15 protein-coding genes and 1 riboswitch are annotated in these 20,810 nt (G+C 42.4%); of the genes, 4 read left to right on the top strand and 11 right to left on the bottom strand.

The features are described 5' to 3' along the window. Positions 1 to 532: 532 nt before the first annotated feature. Both WKT11_RS16685 and WKT11_RS16680 read left to right on the top strand, forming a co-directional pair. Positions 533 to 859, top strand: coding sequence for a cupin domain-containing protein (locus WKT11_RS16685; RefSeq protein WP_340285229.1), 327 nt, complete (start codon positions 533 to 535; stop codon positions 857 to 859). A 121-nt stretch (positions 860 to 980) separates the two neighbouring features. Further along, entirely contained in the window at positions 981 to 1,442 is a 462-nt protein-coding gene (locus tag WKT11_RS16680) for a helix-turn-helix transcriptional regulator (protein WP_340285228.1), read from the top strand. 111 nt (positions 1,443 to 1,553) lie between these two features. On the opposite strand, the gene WKT11_RS16675 is transcribed toward WKT11_RS16680, so the two are convergent. The 11 genes from WKT11_RS16675 to WKT11_RS16625 form a co-directional block, all read right to left on the bottom strand. Next, positions 1,554 to 1,976 (bottom strand): flavodoxin, encoded by a 423-nt coding sequence (locus WKT11_RS16675; RefSeq protein WP_118410602.1) that lies wholly within the window; start codon positions 1,974 to 1,976, stop codon positions 1,554 to 1,556. Positions 1,977 to 2,157: 181 nt separating this feature from the next. Continuing rightward, positions 2,158 to 2,709 (bottom strand): DUF3793 family protein, encoded by a 552-nt coding sequence (locus WKT11_RS16670; RefSeq protein ID WP_340285227.1) that lies wholly within the window; start codon positions 2,707 to 2,709, stop codon positions 2,158 to 2,160. 382 nt (positions 2,710 to 3,091) lie between these two features. Further along, on the bottom strand, positions 3,092 to 6,424 hold the full coding sequence (locus WKT11_RS16665) for an AAA family ATPase (RefSeq protein WP_340285226.1): 3,333 nt from the start codon (positions 6,422 to 6,424) through the stop codon (positions 3,092 to 3,094). Next, positions 6,421 to 7,557 carry an exonuclease SbcCD subunit D gene (locus WKT11_RS16660; RefSeq protein WP_340285225.1) on the bottom strand — a complete coding sequence of 379 codons (1,137 nt, stop codon included), beginning with the start codon at positions 7,555 to 7,557 and terminating at the stop codon, positions 6,421 to 6,423. The genes WKT11_RS16665 and WKT11_RS16660 overlap by 4 nt, the downstream gene beginning before the upstream one ends. Positions 7,558 to 7,689: 132 nt before the next feature. Next, entirely contained in the window at positions 7,690 to 8,430 is a 741-nt protein-coding gene (locus WKT11_RS16655; RefSeq protein ID WP_117675331.1) for a DeoR/GlpR family DNA-binding transcription regulator, read from the bottom strand. A gap of 169 nt (positions 8,431 to 8,599) precedes the next feature. Next, on the bottom strand, positions 8,600 to 8,857 hold the full coding sequence (locus WKT11_RS16650) for an HPr family phosphocarrier protein (protein WP_117675333.1): 258 nt from the start codon (positions 8,855 to 8,857) through the stop codon (positions 8,600 to 8,602). Positions 8,858 to 8,967: 110 nt separating this feature from the next. Next, on the bottom strand, positions 8,968 to 10,881 hold the full coding sequence (locus tag WKT11_RS16645; RefSeq protein WP_340285224.1) for a PTS fructose transporter subunit IIABC: 1,914 nt from the start codon (positions 10,879 to 10,881) through the stop codon (positions 8,968 to 8,970). 17 nt (positions 10,882 to 10,898) lie between these two features. Further along, the gene (gene pfkB / locus WKT11_RS16640) at positions 10,899 to 11,810 is read right to left on the bottom strand and encodes a 1-phosphofructokinase (RefSeq protein WP_117675337.1); all 912 of its coding nucleotides are present in this window, start codon (positions 11,808 to 11,810) and stop codon (positions 10,899 to 10,901) included. 320 nt (positions 11,811 to 12,130) lie between these two features. Continuing rightward, the gene (locus WKT11_RS16635) at positions 12,131 to 13,546 is read right to left on the bottom strand and encodes an alanine/glycine:cation symporter family protein (RefSeq protein ID WP_117675339.1); all 1,416 of its coding nucleotides are present in this window, start codon (positions 13,544 to 13,546) and stop codon (positions 12,131 to 12,133) included. Positions 13,547 to 13,682: 136 nt separating this feature from the next. After that, positions 13,683 to 13,814, bottom strand: a riboswitch (glycine riboswitch). A gap of 235 nt (positions 13,815 to 14,049) precedes the next feature. Further along, positions 14,050 to 15,729 (bottom strand): acyl-CoA dehydratase activase, encoded by a 1,680-nt coding sequence (locus WKT11_RS16630; RefSeq protein ID WP_340285223.1) that lies wholly within the window; start codon positions 15,727 to 15,729, stop codon positions 14,050 to 14,052. Further along, complete coding sequence (locus WKT11_RS16625; protein ID WP_340285222.1) at positions 15,722 to 17,008, bottom strand: 2-hydroxyacyl-CoA dehydratase subunit D; 1,287 nt, start codon at positions 17,006 to 17,008, stop codon at positions 15,722 to 15,724. Before WKT11_RS16625 ends, WKT11_RS16630 begins: the two co-directional genes overlap by 8 nt. A gap of 224 nt (positions 17,009 to 17,232) precedes the next feature. Here WKT11_RS16625 and WKT11_RS16620 point away from each other — a divergent pair, with 224 nt between their 5' ends. Both WKT11_RS16620 and WKT11_RS16615 read left to right on the top strand, forming a co-directional pair. Then, a complete protein-coding gene (locus tag WKT11_RS16620) occupies positions 17,233 to 19,047 on the top strand; it encodes an ABC transporter ATP-binding protein (protein ID WP_340285221.1) in 1,815 nt (604 codons plus the stop codon). Continuing rightward, a complete protein-coding gene (locus WKT11_RS16615) occupies positions 19,044 to 20,810 on the top strand; it encodes an ABC transporter ATP-binding protein (RefSeq protein ID WP_340285220.1) in 1,767 nt (588 codons plus the stop codon). The genes WKT11_RS16620 and WKT11_RS16615 overlap by 4 nt, the downstream gene beginning before the upstream one ends.

Raw genomic sequence — 20,810 nt, 5'->3', positions numbered from 1 at the left:
TTCTTTCTGCTATATTTCATAACCAGAATCAACCAAAAACACTGAATGAGAATTATTATCTAAACTCATTATGTACACTCACTTATTGCTTATTTCGACCGTCCAAATTCCAAGAGCATATTGTTCTTTTTTTCTATTATAATATATTTATTGTATCAGAACAAGTGTTTTTGCGATTTTTTATGAATTTGAGCAGATATGGTTACTGTTCACTGGTAATATCCCGCGAGGTGTTTTTTGTGAGCAAAGGTCACCTACAGAACCTGCCACTGGCAGCTTCTTACGGATGCTTGGCAACAGAAAACCCGAGACATACCGCGCGAATTTATGCGATTAGCATAAATTCTGTGCATCGCGAAGCGTGTTGCTGGGAACGGAGTGAACAGTAACAAAAAATTCTTTTTTCTGATTTCATTATATCCCTCTGATTGATTTTTTACATCTGCAGATGTTATAATTATAGTATTCTCAGATACAGTAATCTATCAGAATAGTCCTTATTTTTTATAAAAATCGTACGCGAGGTGAATTTATGGGATTAATCAGAACAGAGCTTATGCCAGATTCTTCAGAAGTAGTTCCTTATGATCAGGCCGGAATTCCTTTGTATATCCGTGCTGCACATCTTGCTTCATATTATAATATGTGTGCTCCCTGTCACTGGCATGATGATATTGAATGGATCTATATTATCACTGGAAAAATGAGATATTATGTGAACGGAAAAAGACTTATCTTAAATGAAGGTGATTCCCTGATGGTCAATGCAAGACAGATGCATTACGGATATGCTTTTGAACAACAGGACTGCTATTTTCTCTGTATTCTGTTTCACCCTTCTTTGTTTGGGAATAACTAGATATTACAGGAAAAATATTTTCTTCCTTTTTTTCGAAAACACCAGCCTGGAATTTCATCATTTTTACTCAAATGATGAAGCAGGGGTGAAAGTCGGCAGATATTTACAGGAAGTTCTCCTGTTGAAAGAAGATTCTGATTCAGGTTATGAATTAGGTGTTATAAGCTGTATGCTGGAACTATGGAGCTTTCTTATCCGCACTGATCTGCTGTCAGCTGCAAAAAATAAATCAGAGTCCGAACAGGAACTGAATATTCAGAAAGATATGGTATCCTTTATTTATCAACACTCCCCTGAGAAAATATCGCTTACGGATATTGCAGCAGCCGGTCATGTGGGAAGGAGTAAATGCTGCCAGATATTCAAGCATTATATGCAGCAGTCACCTGTGGATTTTCTCAATACCTACCGATTAAAGATCAGCTGCCGTCTTCTGTGCACTACGCAGAAAAGCATAACAGAGATTGCGATCTTGTGCGGATTTAATCATTTAAGTTATTTTTCCAAATATTTTATGGAATGTTATGGATGTACGCCAAGAGAATATCGTACGCTCCATGAACACGAAACACTTTTGACCTGAAAAAAAGAGACTGCTACATCTTAATGTGTAAACAGTCTCTTTTTCGCATTTTAAATATTTAGAACCCGCTGATTTATTACGTAAATCACTATTTTCTCATATTTAGTTCAATTATACTAATGCAGCACCCAGTGCTTTGCATGCTTCTGTAGCTTCATCATCCGGTTCTTCCTGGCAGATCACACTTTCGCATACAAGGTTTGCACCAGTTTCCTTGCAGGAGTCTTCCCAGTTGCGCATCCATTCGCCATCTCCCCATCCATAAGAACCAAACAGAGCGATATTTTTGCCTTTGAGTGCATCTTTACATCCATCAAACATCGGCTCGAACTCTGTATCTTCCAGAACTTCATCTCCCATTGCCGGGCATCCAAAAGCGATTGCATCATACTCAGCTACTTTAGATCCGTCAAAATCCTCACAAGTATGAAGAACAGCCTCGCCGCCTTTTTCCTTAATTCCATCTGCAACTGCATTTGCCATTGCCTCTGTGTTTCCTGTGCTGCTCCAATAAACAACTGCTACTTTACTCATGATTAAAATCCTCCTTAAAATCTGCTTTAACAGTAATTCTCATTTTATTTATAATAAAAAGTCATATGACTTTTCTATTATACAACTTCTTAAACAAACATTATTTATTCCCATGCCTGTTCGATGTTATAGAAACACACCTTTGTCAAACGATGTTTGTAGTTCGTATAATTTAGGATATCTACGCCGCTACTGTCAACTGACGAACGCTTCTTCCCTGGTTCCAAAGCCGAACATATACGCTGGTACATTTCTTGAATCTCGCAAAAGCTTTTACTGCTTCACATTCATTACAGTAAACTTTCCAGCAGCCCACACATTTACAATTCTGCCCCGCATTTTTAATAAAACCAATCACATCACCCAGCGGATATCCAAGAAACAAACCTATCTCATGAGGGAAATCCTCACGCTGCGCAAGACGACCTTTCAGTCTCTCCAGGGCATATGCAGGATCCGTACTCTCATAGCCGTATTTCTTCATAAATTTTGCTACACCGGGTTTCTTCAGATCTCTTTCCAGGCTGGAAAAACGGCAGACATAGATCAGTGCCTTACTTTCACTCTTGCGAAGGACTGTGATGGAAACACCTTTTTCCTTTACGCATTCATTAAAATCGTCTACGCTCTTCCATAATTCTTCCTCAGATTCATATTTATATGTAAAAAGATTTCCGGTTTTAATAGATGCCAATGTAGGTGAACAATGTTCGATCACAGATTTCTCCAGCATGTCAGGTTTCCTTTCTTAAATAACATTTTTAGTTAGAATATGCTAACCATGCATTAAAAAATAAAACTTTACAAAAAAATATTTCTTATTCATTCTCTGCAAAGCTTGATTACTGTCATTCATTTCTCAGTCAGCAACTTGTTGGTACAGTGGTGTACTGACCACTTGAATTACTGCAAAATAAAACTCCAATAGTGCTTTAGTTAGTTCTATCTAACCTCGTGTTTTAATATATACTAAAATGATTCTGCTGTCAAGTTAATTTTATATAACTTTTTCTTTTATCTCAAAATCCTTTATTTGAACGCTCATTGTTTATTCGCAATATTTTATAAATATGATCTCAACCAAAAGAAGTGCGGCCAAAAGCCACACCCCCTTCTTAATTTTCTATTGTGATAACACTGCCAATTCCATCTTCTGTTCTTTTTTTATTCACTATGATCTTTTTGTCAATACGCTCTTTCAGTTCTGATACATGAGAAACAATTCCCACTAATCTGCTTCCCTGACTTAAATCTTTTAACGCGCGGATTGCCTGATCCAGTGAATCTTCATCCAGAGATCCGAAACCTTCATCCACAAACATGGTGTCCAGCTGAATTCCACCTGAATTTGACTGAATCTCATCAGAAAGACCAAGCGCCAGAGATAAGGAAGCCTGAAAAGATTCTCCACCTGAAAGAGATTTGACGCTTCGGTTGCTTCCGTTATAATGATCGATAACATCCAGTTCCAGTCCAGTTTTTCCTACTCTGCTTTTATTTTCTTTTCGCCGGATCAATTCATACTGACCACCACTCATTGTCATCAGCCGGATATTTGCTCTCGCAAGAATACGGTCAAAATACTGCATCTGAATGTAAGTTTCCAGCATGATTCTTGCCTTACCTGTTATCGTGCCATTTGCGGTATCTGACAAAGATTTCATCCATTTCCATCGGGTTTCCGTTTTCATAAGTTCGGTCTGCTGCCTGCGGACTTTTTCATACATATCACCGTTGATTTCCAGACGGGCATGAACTTCATCACGTTCTGATGAAAGTATTTTCTTTTGCTCCTGAAAACTTTCCTTCTGAATTTTTAAATCTTCTGATGAAATATTTACAGATTCTTTTAACTGTTCTGTCAAAGATGTGATTACCGAATTCAGCTCTGTCATTCTCTTCTCTAAGGCATCTTTTTTCTCTGTTATTGTCTTATAATGCAGCTCCAGTTCCTGACGTTTCTGTGTCTGGCTCTGGATCTGAGACAGGATTTCCTCTTTCGTGCGCTCTCCAAGCTCTTTTTCCATTGTCTCTTTCTGTTTCAGGAGCTGATCATATCGTGATTTCTCTGCCGCTATCTGCTGCTGATTTTGATTTATCTTATCTGTAAAAACAGTAAGATCCGTCTGTATTTTAGTGATCTGCGTCTCCAGAAGTTTTCTGTATTCCAGAAGTCCCGCCAGTTTTTCCTGCTTCTGATTCAGGAAATTCTGTTGCTCTTTCAGCCATTTTTCTGCATTCTTTCCCCTATTCACAAATAACAGCATATTATCACAATTTTGCTGATGATTTTCTTCCACCTTATCAATCTGTTGTTGTAGCAATACTAAGTTCTCGTCGCTTTTTTGCCTGTCCTCTTTATACATTGACTCAAGCAGCTGATTATCCAGCTGGCTTTGAAGCTGCTCACTGATACTCTCCTGCTGGCTTTTTCTCTTTTCAAGACTGATACGAAGTTTCTGGTATTCTTTCTCGTGCTCCTCTGATTGCAAAGTCATTTCTTCCTTTTGCTTCAAGATAGCCTGCTGAGCTTTTTTCTGCTCTTGGATTTCTTCTATCTGTATCTGAACAACGCTTTCCTGTGTCTCAAGAAGCTGCTGTGTCACTGAAACATCCTCTTTTTCCACATCCAGGTACTGTACTGCATAATTTTTGTAATTTTCCTGTAATTCTTCCTGTGAATGCTGTAACAGTCCGGCAGCTTCTCCTGCCTGCACACTTGCTGCAGAAGCTTCTTTCTCTGCCATTTCCGCAAGTTTTTTCTGCTGTTTCAGCTGTTTTTCTGTCGGTACTTTTTCTGGAATCTGTGTAAGCTTTGGATGATGGACAGAACCGCATACAGGACAAGGAATTCCTTCCTGTAAATTAGCCGCAAGAACCCCTGCCTGCGCATCCAGAAAAGCCTGTTCCATTTTATTTAAAAGATCTTTTGTTTCTGCCAGCTTCGCAGACGCGGCCAGATATGCTGCTCTTTTGCTTTCTGCCTCTTTTGCAAAATTCTGACAACGTATCTGCTGCTCTTTCATCTTTCTGATATGCTGCATTCGCTGAATCAGATTATTCTCTTTAACTTCCAGATTCTCACCAGAAATAAGTTTTTGTTCCAGCTCACCCAGATTCTTTTTTAATTTCTCAGAAAGTGTTTCTTCTTCCTCGGACTGCCTCTCCAATTCCAGAATTTTTGTATGCAGAAAATCCAGATTTCCACAATTTTTGTGGATTTCTGTATAGAGATTATCAATCTTCTCCTTCTGATAATCTGTTTCCGCTTTCTCTTTCTCAGTCTTATCTGTTGTCTGATATTCTTTTTGTTTCTCTTCCAGAATGCTGCCTGCCCCTTTTTGTTTCTCATCCAGAGACACGCTGTTTTTTTTCAGATTCTCTATCTGCGCACCGGCATCTTCCAGTTCTTTTATCAGATTTTCCAGCCTTGTATAGCGATCCAGATTTTCTTTTTCTTTCTGTATGGAAAGCAACAACTGCTGAACCTGTTCTGGTTCTGTCGCAGCATTTTCTGCCTCTTCTTTTGCTTTTGCAAGCTGTGGAATCAACATTTCCATCTCTTTTTGCAGCTGTTCCCTTTTTACTTTTGCATCCGCTTCTTTATGAACCTTTCCTAAAAGCTGATTCACATCTTCCAGCTTTATATCATTCTCTTTAATCTGCTTATTTAAATCTTTCAGAACTTTTTTATCTGCTTTAAGCAGCTCTCCCAGAAGTTCCAGTCCTTCTTCCAGATTTCCCTCAAATCCATTCTTCTCAAGCAACTCCCACTGCTGTCCCAGTGTATCCTGTGCCGGATATCTGACCTGTTCTGTGTATTGCCGGATACTGCGCAACAGTTCTTTATACGCCTTATCCAGACTGCCAGCCTCGAATTTCAGCTTCTCCTGAATAACCTTGTAAATATCTGTATGAAAAAGTTTTCTGAAAATATTGCTCCGCTCTTCTGTATCCGCTAAAAGCAGCTTTCTGAAATCTCCCTGTGCGATCATGGCAATCTGCGTAAACTGCTTCATGTCCAGCCCAAGCAACTCTGTGATTGTCTGATTTACCTCTTTCAGCTTCGTCACCGGCGCTTTCCCATCAGAAAAAGTCAGAAGTGCCTCTCCCTTCTGTATCGTCATCCCAGTGCCTCTGGCTTTCGGACGCTCATAATCCGGACTCCGTTTTACCGTATACATCTTATCTTTATATTCAAAAACATATTCCGCATAAGTAGGAGTCTCCGATTTTGCATACTTACTTCTAAGCATCGATGCCTCTCGAATCCCACCGCTGGTTTCCCCGTACAGAGCAAACGTAATTCCATCAAAGATCGTAGTCTTTCCGGCTCCCGTATCTCCTGTCACCAGAAAAAGCCCCTGACCGCCAAACTGCGTAAAATCAATCACCGTCTCACCTGCATACGGTCCAAATGCAGATAATGTCAGCCTCAATGGTTTCATGCCTGCACCTCCTTCAGATTCTGAATCAGCCTTTCCATAAACTCCGTCTGCTCTTCCTTCATCGGCTCATTATTCAAAAGTTCATAAAACTCCCCAAACAACTCCAGCTCCGACTTCTGCTCCTGTGCCTCAACAGCCTGAACTTCCCTGTTCTCCCTGGTGCGCTTATTATCATACTCCAGCCGCATCAGATTCGGGTAAATCGTACGCAGTTTCTGCAACGCACCCGGCACATCCTCTTCATCTGTCAACGTAATCTGTAGATAATCCATCTTATTCTCCGCAGTATAACTCTCCTTCGCTGTCACTTCCATATAAGTTCCACGAACTTTTCGCATATCCCTCAAAGGAACCAATGGAACCGTACTAATCTGCACATTCCCCTTTTCTAATAGCTCCACGATTGTCACCGACTTCTTATGTTCCACTTCCGAAAAAGAATACTTCAACGGTGTCCCACTATAACGCAGCGTCTCTTTTCCCATCTTCTGCGGCCTGTGAATATGCCCCAGCGCCACATAATCAAACTCATCAAACACTTCTGCACTCACATTATCAAGACCACCCACCGAGGTCTCTTCAGAATCACACCTGTCAGCCCCAGTCACAAACTGATGCGCAACCAGAACATTTCTCTGTGAAGCATCCACCTCACATTCCTGCAAGGCAACCGTAACACTATCCTCATAACTTTCGATATCATCCCTCTGCAAAACATGACGCACCGTCGCCGGCTTCAAAAACGGCAGAAGATAAACATTCACTAACCCATACTCATCCTCCAGCCCAACCTTCTTCACCTTCCCGTCATAAACCTGTGAAATATAAATATCACTGCTCTCAAACAACTTCGCCCCAAAAGAAAGCCTCTCCGCCGAATCATGATTTCCACTGATCATATACACCGGCATCTTCAACTTCGCCAGCCTCGTAATAAACTCATCAAACAATTGCACCGCCTCCGCCGACGGCACCACCTTATCATAAACATCCCCGGCAATCAGAATCCCATCAACACGCTGTTCTTCAAAAATTCCCAGCATCTGATCCAATATATACCTCTGATCCTCCAACATAGAAAAATCATGCACTCTTTTCCCAATATGCAGATCCGCAATATGTGCAAACTTCATCCATACACCCTCTCCCATTCAAAATAGCAACCCCCGCAGGAGACTTACTTGATTCGGTTAATATATCTATAAATTGATTTTTGAATCAATAATCAAGATATCAACTTATTGATACCACTCCCATTACTTAATTTATACCTTCAGAATATTTCTGCTTTCCCTATATTCCTCCGGAATCTCTTCCGTCAGAATACATCCATCTGCAAATTCCCCAAATGTCACAGAACTCACCTGTCCAAACTTAGTCGTATCTGCCAGAACATACACATCTTTGCACTGTTTCATCGCTGTGCTCTTCACGATTGCCTCATTGGCATCCGGTGTTGTGAAGCCCTCTCTTTTCGCGATTCCATTCGTTCCAAAGAAGCCTTTGGTGAAATGATACATCTGGATCATCTGCATCGCCTGGCTTCCGACAACCGCCTCTGTAGAACTCTTCAGTTCTCCCCCGATCAGGTAGACGCGAATCCCCATCTTCGCCAACGTCTGCGCATGGGATACTGCATTTGTGACAAAGGATGCCTGTGTACCTTCCAGATATTCTAACATCAGCCCTGTGGTAGTTCCTGCATCCAGATAAACAAAGTCATCCGGTAAAATAAGACTGGCTGCATATTTTGCTATCTTTTTCTTTTCTTCTTTATTTAGTTCTGATTTCTGCGCTACTGTGGGTTCGTAGGCAGTTACCTTGTGATTTAATGCCACTGCCCCGCCAAAAACTTTGGTAAGCTTTCCTGCTTTATCCAGCGCTGTGATATCTCTGCGCACTGTGGACTCTGATGCATCCAGAAGTTCTTTCAGTTCCGTAACAGTGATACTCTTTTTTTCCTCCAGAAGCCTCAGAATAATTTCATGTCTCTGTTCTGTCAGCATACTGTGCCTCCATTTATCTATTTTAATTCAAATATTATAAACCCCATCGCCAAAGGCGATTTTCAATGAGCTTTACCTGATGATTATATTCTCTATTTCATTATAACAGAAACAGGAGATGATTGCATCATCTCCTGTCCCTCTTATTCCTTATATTTAATTCCGCTAATTACAGATTCTCCTGCATAAATTTGCTTACTGCTTCATATGCTGCTTCTTCATCAGCACCTTCGATTGTGAATGTTACTTCATGACCTTTCTTAACGCCAAGTCCCATCAGTGCAAGAAGTTTTCTGCAGTCTACTTTCTTTCCTTCTTTTTCGATAGATACTGTAGATTCAAAACCTTTTACCAGTTTTACAAGTTCTCCTGCCGGACGTGCATGAATTCCTTCGTTGTCTGTGATTACATACTTAAATTCTTTCATTTTTAATATCCTCCATATCTTTGTTTTGTTTTTTACCTGTTTGATTCATATACCAATGAACGGTAAACAGACCTGTCAGTTTTTGTTTCATTTGACTATCTTTTAACTGTTTATGCAATCTTCTTTTTTAACAGGCCAAGCAGGGCTGCTGAGATTACAGTTCCCACAACTAATGCCACCAGATACATTACTGCATTTCCAACTACAGGGAATACGAAGATTCCACCATGTGGTGCCATCAGTGTACAGTTAAATGCCATGGAAATAGCGCCTGCTACAGCAGATCCGATGATGCAGGATGGAAGTACACGAAGCGGATCAGATGCTGCGAACGGAATCGCACCTTCTGTGATAAATGCAAGGCCCATGATAAAGTTTGTCGGACCTGCGTCTCTCTCTTCTTTTGTGAACTTATCCTTAAACAGCAGTGTTGCCAGTGCGATTGCACAAGGAGGTGTCATGCCACCGATCATAACTGCTGCCATAATATCATAGTTACCTGCTGCAATAGCAGCTGTTCCAAATACATATGCTGCTTTGTTGAACGGGCCGCCCATATCGATTGCCATCATTCCACCAAGCACCATACCTAACACTACTTTACTAGAACTTCCCATTCCTGTCAAGGCATTGTTCAAACCTGTGTTGATACCGCCCATGATTGGTTCTACGATAAATGTCATCAAGAGTCCCATAACAAGGATTCCGACTACAGGATAGATCAGAACAGGTGCGATTTTCTCTAATGCTTCAGGAAGTTTGTCACATAATTTACGGAGTCCAAGAATCAGGTATCCTGCTACAAAACCTGCAAGCAATGCACCAAGGAAACCAGATTTTCCGTTAGCTGCCATCATACCACCAACCAGACCAAGTGCAAGCGCAGGTCTGTCACCAATCGCCATAGCGATAAATCCGGCAAGAATCGGGAGCATAAATCCAAATGCTGTTCCACCAATATTCTTAAACAAAGCTGCTACCGGTGTGATCGTACCAAAGTTTACTCTCTGGTCTGCCGGAAGTGCGCTTAAATCTACGCTCAATCCATCGATCAGGAATGCGATCGCGATCAGAATACCGCCGCCTACAACTAATGGAAGCATATGAGATACGCCGTTCATCAGCTGCATATATATTTTATGCCCTACACCGCCGCCGGATTTCGTATTAGAGGAAGATGACTGTGAACCGGCTGCCGCATGATAAACGGGCGCATCTCCGTTAATTGCTCTCTCAATCAGCTGTTCTGCTTTGCTGATTCCATCTGATACCTGACATTCAATTACTTTTTTACCATCAAATCGTTCCATCGGAACTTTGGCATCTGCTGCAACAATAATACAATCTGCTTCTGCAATTTCCTGATCTGTCAGCACATTCTTTGCACCACCGGATCCACGGGTTTCAATCTTCACAAAACAGTTCTTTGCTTTTGCAGCTTTTTCAATTCCTTCTGCTGCCATGTACGTATGTGCGATACCGGTAGGACAGGAAGTAACCGCAAGAATCTTCGCCTGTGTTCCTTCTGCTGATCCGGTATCTGCCAGTCTCTCATCAATATCTTTCTTTTCACTGTCTGCCCTGTCAATAATGTCCATAAACTCATCTACAGAAGATGCATTGCGGAGAGATTCTGTAAACTCCTCATCCATCAGCATCACAGAGAGCTTACTGAGTACATCCAGGTGAATGTTATCCTCTGTATTCGATGCTGCGATCAGGAATAATAAGGTTACAGGTTCGTCATCCAGTGCTTCAAACTCTACACCATTTTTGATGACCATTGCCGCAAGCCCCGGCTTCTTAACTGCATCACATTTACCATGAGGAATGGCAATTCCCTCGCCAATACCTGTCGTGCTCTCTTCTTCTCTTAAATATACCTGTTTACGATAAGCCTCACGATTGCTGATCTTCTCACTCTTTACCATCAGATCAACTGCCATATCCAGAGTTTCTGACTTTGTTTTCGGAGCAGCTGTCAGCGATACGCTTCGTCTGTCAAGCAGATCTGTTATTCTCATCTTTTCTTCCCCCTTTATTATTTTCCGGTTATCTGACCATAAACCGCTTCTATTTCTTCCTTTGTTGCAAGATTTTCAGAAAATGCACTTGCACTTCCTGCTGCAATTCCCATGTGGAATGCATGTTCATAATCCTTCTTCTCCATCCAGCCTGCAACAAATCCTGCTACCATGGAATCTCCTGCACCCACACCATTTACCAGTCTGCCTTTTGGTGCAGGTTCCTCAAATACCTGTCCATCCTCTGCTACCAGAACCGCACCTTCGCCAGCCATGGAGATCAGAACATTTCCTGCACCTTTTTCCTGAAGTTTCTTTCCATAAGGAATTACATCTTTTCTTGTTTTTAATTCTACACCGAAGATCTCGCCCAGTTCATGATTGTTTGGCTTTACAAGGAATGGATGATATTTCAGAACATTGACTAGAAGATCCTTTGTTGCATCAACTACGATCATCACACCTTTTCCATCCAGTCTTGCCATGATCTGTTCATACATGTCATCCGGCATAGAAGATGGAATGCTGCCTGCCAGGAAAAGTACATCTCCTTCTCCAAGTTCTTCCAGCTTCTTCATCAGTTCCTCTACTTTATCCTTGCTGATCATCGGTCCTGCACCATTGATCTCGGTTCCGTCAATAGATTTCAGTTTCAGATTGATTCTTGAAACCCCTTCACTAATCTGAATGAACTCAGATTTCACTCCCATCTCATGTAATCTGCGGATAATTTCTTCCCCTACAAACCCTGCGGTAAATCCAAGTGCAGTGTTCTCAATCCCAAGATTCATAAGGACTGTGGAAACATTAATTCCCTTTCCCCCCGGAAGCATCAGTTCTGAACTTGTTCTGTTTGTCAGTCCCAGTTTAAAATCATCTACCGAAACGATGTAGTCCAGAGATGGATTAAAAGTTACTGTGTAAATCATCTCTTCTTTCCCTCCCGTTTTATATTGATATACTTTCGAACTCTTTATTGCACTTGCCCAAAAAGATTCCAAGAGCACATATTGTCATGTCTTTTCTGCGTGTTCGTGACTGTTTTTTGTTTACGGTCTTAGTATAATGTCATATTCGCTCAAAGTCAATCAAACTAATTCATAAAAATAATGACTGATTTTGGTTAACTTTGCACAAAATAAAGTCATAATCAAGCAAACGCAAGCAAAAAAATCCTCTGATCAGGATTGCTATAAATTCCATAATCAGAGGATTTACTGTTTTCTGTTCTTTTATTACTTTTGATTTCTTACATTTTATGCTTTTCTGCTGCAAAAAATGTTTTTGTTTCTTTTACGATCACTCCGCTTAATGCGAACAATGCGATCATATTCGGAATCGCCATCAGTCCGTTGAAGATATCTGCGATCGTCCATACAGCACTTACTGTCATATACGGTCCGATAAACACTGCCAGAATGTAAAGCCAGCGGTATGTAAGGATTGTTTTCTTATGTCCGTTTGTCAGATATTCCAGACATCTTTCACTGTAATAATCCCATCCAAGAATCGTAGTAAATGCAAAGAATACCAGACAGATCATTAATACAAATGCAGAAACCTGTCCAGGGATCGGAAGTCCGTGCTGGAATGCATAGGTAGTTACCTGAACACCTTCCAGACCTTCTACCTGCCATGCACCTGTCAGTACGATGGAAAGACCTGTCATTGTACAGATCACGATGGTATCAATAAATGTACCAGTCATACTTACAAGGCCCTGACGTACAGGCTCTTTTGTCTGAGCTGCTGCCGCTGCGATAGGCGCACTACCAAGACCTGCTTCATTTGAGAAGATACCACGAGCCACACCTTTCTGCATGGATACGATCATTGTTCCTACCACACCGCCTGTCACTGCTGACGGATTAAAGGCTCCCTTCACAACTGTAACGATTGCTGCCGGAATCTCTGTAATGTTTAAAAGAATCAACGCAACACTGAAGATCAGATAAATCACCGCCATAAACGGTACAATAATCTGGCTGACTGTTGCAATTCGTTTCAGACCTCCGATGAGGATTGCTGCAACACAGGCTGCAAGGATCAGGGAAGAAATTACAACTGCCCAGGAATACTCTCCAAGGAATGGGATATTCACGCAGTTTGATTTGTTCGGATCAAAGAAATTCTGAACTGCACTGGAAATACCATTTACCTGGCTGAATGTACCGATTCCGAAAAGGCCTACACATACGCCAAAGAATGCAAAGATCTTTGCAAGCCATTTCCATTTTGTTCCCATACCTTTCTCAATGTAATAGAAAGGACCGCCAAGGCTGTGACCGTCTTCTGCTACCACACGGTATTTCACTGCAAGAAGACCTTCAGAGAATTTTGTTGCCATTCCGAAGAATGCTGCAAGAATCATCCAGAATAAAGCTCCGGGACCACCGGCGCAGACAGCAGTTGCAACACCGACTATATTACCGGTTCCGATTGTAGCGCTCAGTGCTGTACATAAAGCTGCGAAGCTGGAAATCTCACCATCGCCTTCTTCTTCGTTTTTAAACATCCATTTTAATGCAAGGGGGAGTCTTCGTATCTGAAGAAGTCCGAGTCTGACAGTTAACAGGATACCACCTGCCATGATCAGGACCATAAGGGGTACACCCCAGACCAGATTGTCTACTGTTGTCAAAAAAGAATTGATCGCTTCCCACATAATAATAAATCTCCTTTTTCTTTTAAAAAGTGTAATATATTGTACAGCTGGGAAACAAAGTAATAACAGACCGTTTCAAAAATCAGAAGTTCAGAAAATACTGTTCATATATTTAAAATGAATCAGCAGGGATGATAAAGCATCCTCTGTCCTTTTGCCTGAGAGATTCAAAACACGGATCAGATAACCAGTTGTGGGAAGTTATCCACATTCCATGTTATTTGCACCTTCGGCCCCCGATCTAACGGGTGTCTCCAGAGAAACGATCCATTTGCAGTTCTTCCCTGCATCCAGGGAACCTGAGAGTTTTACTCCTTCGGTGGGTATAGCCTTTTGTGTGGCTTCCTCTTTCCTGCAAACTTCACCTCGTTAATTTGCTGTTACTGTGGTATACTATAGCTCTTAAATTTGAACTCGTCAATAGAAAATTAAACTTTTATAAAAAAAGTATAAAAATTCCAGAGATTTCCACCTTGTAAAATCCCTGGATATTTAAATAATTTTTATACATCAGCCATATCAGCTGCAAACAGCGCCGCGCCAAGTGCACCGCAAAGCTGAGCTTTGTCACTGATTACCAGCTTTGTTCCAAGCTTCTCTTCCAGTGTCTTTACCAGACCCTTATTCTTAGAAACACCACCGGTCATCATATATTTCTCCTCACCGCCCACACGTCTGGTAAGAGCTGCGGTTTTTACAGCAACCGCCTTATTCAGACCATGGACAATATCATCTGTTGCCTTATTCTGGGCGATCAGAGATACAACTTCTGATTCTGCAAACACTGTACACATACTGGAAATTGTAATATCTTCTTTGAATTCCAGCCCACATTCGCTCATCTGATCCAGATTCATTTCCATGGTACGTGCCATCATTTCCAGAAATCGTCCGGTTCCTGCCGCACATTTGTCATTCATAACAAAGTTTGCAACTGCACCGTTCTCATCCAGTCGGATCACCTTGCTGTCCTGTCCGCCAATGTCAATAACAGTACGGACTTCCGGATTCAGGAAATGCGCACCTCTTGCATGGCAGGTGATCTCTGTGATACTCTTATCACCATTTTTAATAGCTGTACGTCCGTATCCGGTAGTAACCAGCGCATCAATATCTTCTCTCTGCAATCCGGCCTCTTTCAATGCCTCTGCAAGGGCACGGTCTGCTCCAATAGCAGCTCCTGCTCCTGTAGGCAGGATAATACTGGTCACAATCTCATGATCTTTATTTAAAATCACCACATCTGTACTGGTGGAACCACTGTCAATCCCTGCGAAATAGCCTTTTCCCATTTTTCTCTCTCCTTTTGTGTCTCCATCTATGGTCTGCTCCAGTGTTTCAGGCTGAATGCTCTCTGCAAAAGCTTCCAGCCTGGTAAGAAGCTGACCGCTGCTCTGAATGGTATAATCTGATTCAATTTTTAAAAGAGGTACATCTGTATGGTTCTTAATCTCAGCATATTCGAAGCTGTAAAAATCACAAAACTTCACTGTATGATAAATAATTCCTGCAACAGACGGATCATTATAAAGCTTCTTACGGCCTGTGGGGTCCATCATCCGCATACATGGAATCTGCCCCAGAAGCTCTCCTGCATACCAGTCCATCAGTTCATCAAAAGAAGCACCCTCCGGTGGAAGTATATTTCCCACAGAGCGGTTATGCACACAGGTATCATTCTCTACAGGAAGGGGCATAGCCTTGCTGGTCATTTCAAATAATTCCTGTCCCATTCTGGCACCAAGCACTGCAATATGAGGCTTTGTAATTTTCTCCTGTGCATGGAAAGCAGCCCGGAATTTTCCGGCATCAAACTCTGTACCTTTGTACTGCGCATAAGCCTTGGCCAGACCTTTTAACTGTGCAGCCATACGCTCTCTGCTGCAGGCACTGTCACAGTGAAGCACATCCAAAATATAAAGAAAATCCAGCTTACCGCTTTCCAGCAGAATATCATACACACTTCGGATGGTATCACAGCAGCTCACCAGAACAAGTTCCTTAATTTTTCCCTCCATGACTCCTTCCAGAAGTGTTTTCCCAAAACCACAGATATTGGGATGTGAAACCTGATCAGCCAGGTCAAAGCCATCCGGCATATGGTTAAAGTTCTCACATTCCCTGCCAAGAGATTCCAGAAGCTCAATTGGAGTATATTTACAGACATAATAAGTTTTATTCATTCTCAGCACCTCCCAGCATTTCCAGAAAAGCTCCCAGCCTGGTGGAAGTCTGTCCTTCTCCTCCATGGCTTCGATCACACCCGTCACCGTCCAGGATCAAAAGGGGCAGTCCGGCTTCCTCAAATTTCTTCTTTGCAAGCTGTGCAGCTCCAAGGGTATGTTTACAGCCCCAATGTCCAAACCACACAGCACCGTCTGCTCCTGCCTGTTTCGCATGACGGATGCCGGCTTCAATCCTTCTAAGGGCACTTCCGTTCAGTGAATGACATACCATTCTTTCTGCCATTGCTTCAAAGGGGTTCTCAGGATCAAAGTCCGGCTCACAGGTTTCTGCAAGTTCACATCCCACAATCTGGGCTTTCTCACTGAAGCAAAGCTCCTGGCGCACTGCATCCGACCAGAACGGAATGGTATGCATCCAGTAAATGTGTTTCCCTTTCGCTGCCGGTGCTTTCTTAATATCTTCAAGAAGCATCTGTGTATACTTTTCTTCTTCTGCTGTTCCAAGAAGGATATTGTTGGTCATTCCTGCATATAACGGTGTGACCAGATCAGAGGGCACATATCTGTCCGCACGCAGCTGCTGATATTTCCTATAATTTTCCAGAGTCCGCTTACTGCAGACAAGGCGTTCCTTTAATCTGTCCTCAGAGATTGTTGTTCCTGTATTTTTTTCCAGAAATACTTTTAAATCCCTTAACTGATCTGCCACATACTGTACATTCTCTTTCGTCTGATTCCATGGTACATCAATGGCAAATACAGGTACCTGGTAGAAATCTGCCAGGGTACGGAATGTAAGCAGGTTGGCATCGCAGGTCAGGTTGGTATAAACAATACATCTGGGCTTTGGCAAAAGTCCTTTCTGCGCTGCACCCAGAAATGTCTTATGATAACTGCACAATGTCTCTGCAATTCCCTGATTCTCTGCCTGCTGTAAAAATGCTCTCTCCGCTTTGCTTGCAGAAAGATAGCAGGAAAATCCCTCTACATTATAGGGATGTAATCCCACCTCCTGCATCATTTCGCAGGGAGTAAAAATACTTACAATAACAGAATCTTCCGGTTTCTGAAGGGGACGCAGCATGGTATCCATCATCAGATTTGCAAGATGCCTGTCTGCAGGCATCAGTCTCTTGTCCTGCATATAACGGAACTTCAGATTCTGTGCTTCCCAGCCGGTTTTTAGCAGCCAGCGGGCTGAGTCTGGCTTTGTATTAGTCAAATTTTCAACATAATGACCAAATGTCTCAATAATCTGCATAATTTTCTTCCTCATTATGGTGATGATAATTTATCAGTTGTTGGCGCACAAATAGCGCTACGTAATATTTTAGTAATATCTTTTTTTCAAGTCAAGCTGAATTTTCTCCAAAGTTCACCTGTTTTTGTACATTTTTCTTGACAAAAAAGTCTTAAATGATACACTTTTGAATGTATTATTTTTCAAAAAAGGCAGAAATAATATAGGAAAGATTTTTACGAAAGGAAGGAATTTTTAAAATGCGTTCATTGGCAGTTTATTTAAAAAACTACAAAAAAGAAAGCATCCTGGCGCCATTTTTTAAATTTCTGGAGGTTGTATTTGACCTGATCGTGCCTATTGTCATTGCACAGATCATTGACGTAGGTATCGCAAACCATGACAACAAATACATTGTCCAGAGATTTTTTATTCTTATTTTAATGGCAGCTCTTGGTCTTGCCAGCAGCATTACAGCTCAGTTCTTTGCAGCCAAAGCCAGCGTAGGCTTTGCCACTAAATTAAGACAGGCAGTTTATGACCATATACAGCGTCTGTCTTTTACAGAGCTGGATACTCTTGGAACAGATACTCTTATCACAAGACTCACCGATGATGTCAATCAGATTCAGAACGGATTAAATATGGGACTTCGTCTTCTTCTTCGAAGTCCGTTTATTGTACTTGGTTCCATGGTCATGGCATTTACTATCGACTTTAAATGTGCCCTGGTTTTTGCTGTTGCGATCCCGTTTCTGTTTCTGGTTGTCTTTGTTATTATGTTTCTCAGTATTCCTCTGTTCAAAAAGGTACAGGGAAAACTGGACACAGTAACCGGACTGACCAGAGAAAACCTTACAGGCGTCCGCGTTATCCGTGCATTCTGCCGTGAGAAGGAGGCTGTTGCAGAATTTGATACCCGCAATCAGGAGCTGACAAAGTTAAATCTCTTTGTAGGAAAGCTTTCCGCTTTGTTAAATCCGGTCACTTACGTACTGATCAATATTGCCACTGTCATCCTGATCCAGAAAGCAGGAGTAGAAGTAAATCTGGGCGGTATGCAGCAGGGACAGGTGGTTGCCCTTTATAACTATATGGCTCAGATGATCGTGGAGCTGATCAAGCTTGCCTCCCTGATCATCACTCTGAACAAATCCGCAGCATGTGCAGGACGTGTGGCAGATATCCTGAAAGTGAAATCTACTATGAACTACCCGTCTTTCTCCACATATTCTGCTCAGACATCGAAGGACCTTGCAACAGCAACTGCTGATGCTTCACTTTCTGAAAATGCCATCGTATTCGATGATGTAACCTTTGCGTACAGCAAAGCCGGTGCCCCCAGTCTTTCCCATATCAGTTTTTCTGTAAAAAAGGGCCAGACAATAGGTATTATTGGCGGTACCGGAAGTGGAAAAACCACTCTGGTAAATCTGATCTCCAGATTCTATGATGCCAGCAAAGGAACTGTTCTGCTAGACGGTCAGAATATTGAGAATTACACCAGAAGTGATCTCCGCTCCAGAATCGGCGTTGTTCCCCAGAAGGCAGCTCTTTTCAAGGGCTCTATCCGTGACAATCTGAAATGGGGGCGGGAAGATGCCTCTGACGAGGATCTGTGGCAGGCACTTGCCACAGCACAGGGAAAAGAGGTGGTAGAGGGGAAACCGGGACAGCTTGATTTTATGCTGGAACAGAACGGCAAGAACCTTTCCGGCGGTCAGAAACAAAGACTTACCATTGCCCGTGCCCTGGTAAAAAAACCTGAAATCCTGATCCTGGATGACAGTGCCAGTGCCCTGGACTTTGCCACTGATGCAGCACTGCGTAAGTCTCTCAACAGACTTGACTGGAGAGTAACCACATTTCTGGTATCCCAGCGTTCCTCCAGCATTCAGCAGGCAGACCTGATCCTTGTCCTTGATAACGGTACTCTGGCAGGTAAGGGTACTCATGCTGAACTGCTGCGCACCTGTGATACTTACCGGGAAATCTATTTCTCACAGTTTCCGGAAGAAAGAGACAAATACGCCTCTGTATCTGCAGATAATATAATGAAGGAGGTGACTGTATGAGCAGATCAACAGTAAAGGATCCTGCTAAGAGCAAAAGCAGTGAAACCTTTTTTAAAGTACTGCGTTTTATCGGAAGATACCGTTTCCTGCTAATCCTCAGTATCATACTGGCGGCAGTTTCCGTTATCCTTCAGCTGTATGTCCCGATCCTGTTCGGAAATGCCATTGACCAGGTCATTGCCCAACATCAGGTAAACTTCGAAATGATGTGGTACTATCTGTCACGTATTCTTGTAATGGTCATCCTCTCTTCTGCTGCCACATGGCTTATGAATGTGATCAATAACCGCATGACCTACCAGACAGTTAAGGATATCCGTGCCAAAGCCATCCGACACATCCAGGTACTTCCCCTCTCTTACCTTGACGGACACAGTACCGGTGATATCATCAGCCGTATTATCGCAGATACAGATATTCTGTCTGATGGTATGTTGCTTGGATTTACCCAGCTTTTTTCCGGAATCGTAACCATCATCGGAACACTGATCTTCATGTTCTCCAAAAACTTCTGGATTACTTTGATGGTCATTGTCCTGACCCCCGTAAGCTTTTTGGTGGCCAAATTTATTTCTTCCCATACCTTCCAGATGTTCCGTAAGCAGAGCGATACCAGAGGACGTCAGACTGCTCTCATTGAAGAGATGATCGGAAACCAGAAGGTGGTTCAGGCTTTTGGATATGAGGAAAAATCTTCTGAACGCTTTGCAAAGGTCAACGAAGAATTACAGGAATGCAGCCTGAAGGCTGTCTTTTACAGCAGCCTGACAAACCCTTCCACCCGTTTTGTCAATAATATTATTTATGCCTGTGTTGCGCTGGTGGGTGCGTTCATTATCCCGGGAGGCAGACTGACAGTCGGAGGTCTTTCCGTACTTCTCTCCTATGCCAATCAGTATATGAAGCCATTCAATGACATCAGTTCCGTTGTTACAGAACTTCAGAATGCTCTTGCCTGTGCAGGCAGAATCTTTGATCTGCTGGAGGAGGAACCAGAAGTTACAGAGGCTTCTGAGACGCTGAAAGATGTGAAGGGTGAAGTAGATATTAAGAATGTATGCTTCCATTATGATGAATCAAAGAAACTGATTGAGAACTTCAACCTTCATGTAAAACCAGGTATGCGCATTGCCATCGTAGGACCTACCGGGTGCGGTAAATCAACCTTTATCAATCTTCTGATGAGATTCTATGATGTAAATGCCGGATCCATTTCCGTAGACGGCAAACAGATCAGAGACATTACCCGCCATTCCCTCAGAAGCAGCTACGGTATGGTGCTTCAGGAAACATGGATCAAAAACGGAACTGTCCGCGACAATATCTCCATTGGAAAACCGGAAGCTACAGATACCGAAATCATCGAAGCAGCCAAGCTTACCCACAGCTGGGAATTTATCCGGAGACTTCCCAAAGGACTGGACACCATACTCAATGAAGACAGCTTAAGCCAGGGGCAGAAACAGCTGCTGTGTATCACAAGAGTTATGCTCTGTCTGCCTCCGATGCTGATCCTGGATGAAGCTACTTCAAGTATTGATACCAGAACAGAATTACAGATCCAGGAAGCGTTTGAACGAATGATGGAGGGAAGAACAAGCTTTATCGTAGCTCACCGCCTCTCTACGATCCGAAACGCAGACCTGATCCTTGTTATGAAAGACGGCAGCATTATTGAGCAGGGTACTCATGATGAACTGATCGCAAAAGGCGGCTTTTATCACACTCTGTATAACAGCCAGTTTGCAAAAGTTTCTGAATAA

The organism is Blautia sp. HCN-1074, from assembly GCF_037890165.1.
In the GTDB taxonomy this organism is placed as follows: domain Bacteria; phylum Bacillota; class Clostridia; order Lachnospirales; family Lachnospiraceae; genus Blautia_A.
Note: the sequence above shows the minus strand (reverse complement) of the source record. Positions and strands in the feature narration are given on the sequence as shown.

Excerpts from the sequence above, each read along its gene's own strand:
- WKT11_RS16685 (WP_340285229.1), top strand. The coding sequence starts at position 533 with ATGGGATTAATCAGAACAGAGCTTATGCCAGATTCTTCAGAAGTAGTT.
- WKT11_RS16675 (WP_118410602.1), bottom strand. The coding sequence starts at position 1,976 with ATGAGTAAAGTAGCAGTTGTTTATTGGAGCAGCACAGGAAACACAGAG.
- WKT11_RS16670 (WP_340285227.1), bottom strand. The coding sequence starts at position 2,709 with ATGCTGGAGAAATCTGTGATCGAACATTGTTCACCTACATTGGCATCT.
- WKT11_RS16665 (WP_340285226.1), bottom strand. The coding sequence starts at position 6,424 with ATGAAACCATTGAGGCTGACATTATCTGCATTTGGACCGTATGCAGGT.
- WKT11_RS16660 (WP_340285225.1), bottom strand. The coding sequence starts at position 7,557 with ATGAAGTTTGCACATATTGCGGATCTGCATATTGGGAAAAGAGTGCAT.
- WKT11_RS16655 (WP_117675331.1), bottom strand. The coding sequence starts at position 8,430 with ATGCTGACAGAACAGAGACATGAAATTATTCTGAGGCTTCTGGAGGAA.
- WKT11_RS16650 (WP_117675333.1), bottom strand. The coding sequence starts at position 8,857 with ATGAAAGAATTTAAGTATGTAATCACAGACAACGAAGGAATTCATGCA.
- WKT11_RS16645 (WP_340285224.1), bottom strand. The coding sequence starts at position 10,881 with ATGAGAATAACAGATCTGCTTGACAGACGAAGCGTATCGCTGACAGCT.
- pfkB (WP_117675337.1), bottom strand. The coding sequence starts at position 11,810 with ATGATTTACACAGTAACTTTTAATCCATCTCTGGACTACATCGTTTCG.
- WKT11_RS16635 (WP_117675339.1), bottom strand. The coding sequence starts at position 13,546 with ATGTGGGAAGCGATCAATTCTTTTTTGACAACAGTAGACAATCTGGTC.
- WKT11_RS16630 (WP_340285223.1), bottom strand. The coding sequence starts at position 15,729 with ATGAATAAAACTTATTATGTCTGTAAATATACTCCAATTGAGCTTCTG.
- WKT11_RS16625 (WP_340285222.1), bottom strand. The coding sequence starts at position 17,008 with ATGAGGAAGAAAATTATGCAGATTATTGAGACATTTGGTCATTATGTT.
- WKT11_RS16620 (WP_340285221.1), top strand. The coding sequence starts at position 17,233 with ATGCGTTCATTGGCAGTTTATTTAAAAAACTACAAAAAAGAAAGCATC.
- WKT11_RS16615 (WP_340285220.1), top strand. The coding sequence starts at position 19,044 with ATGAGCAGATCAACAGTAAAGGATCCTGCTAAGAGCAAAAGCAGTGAA.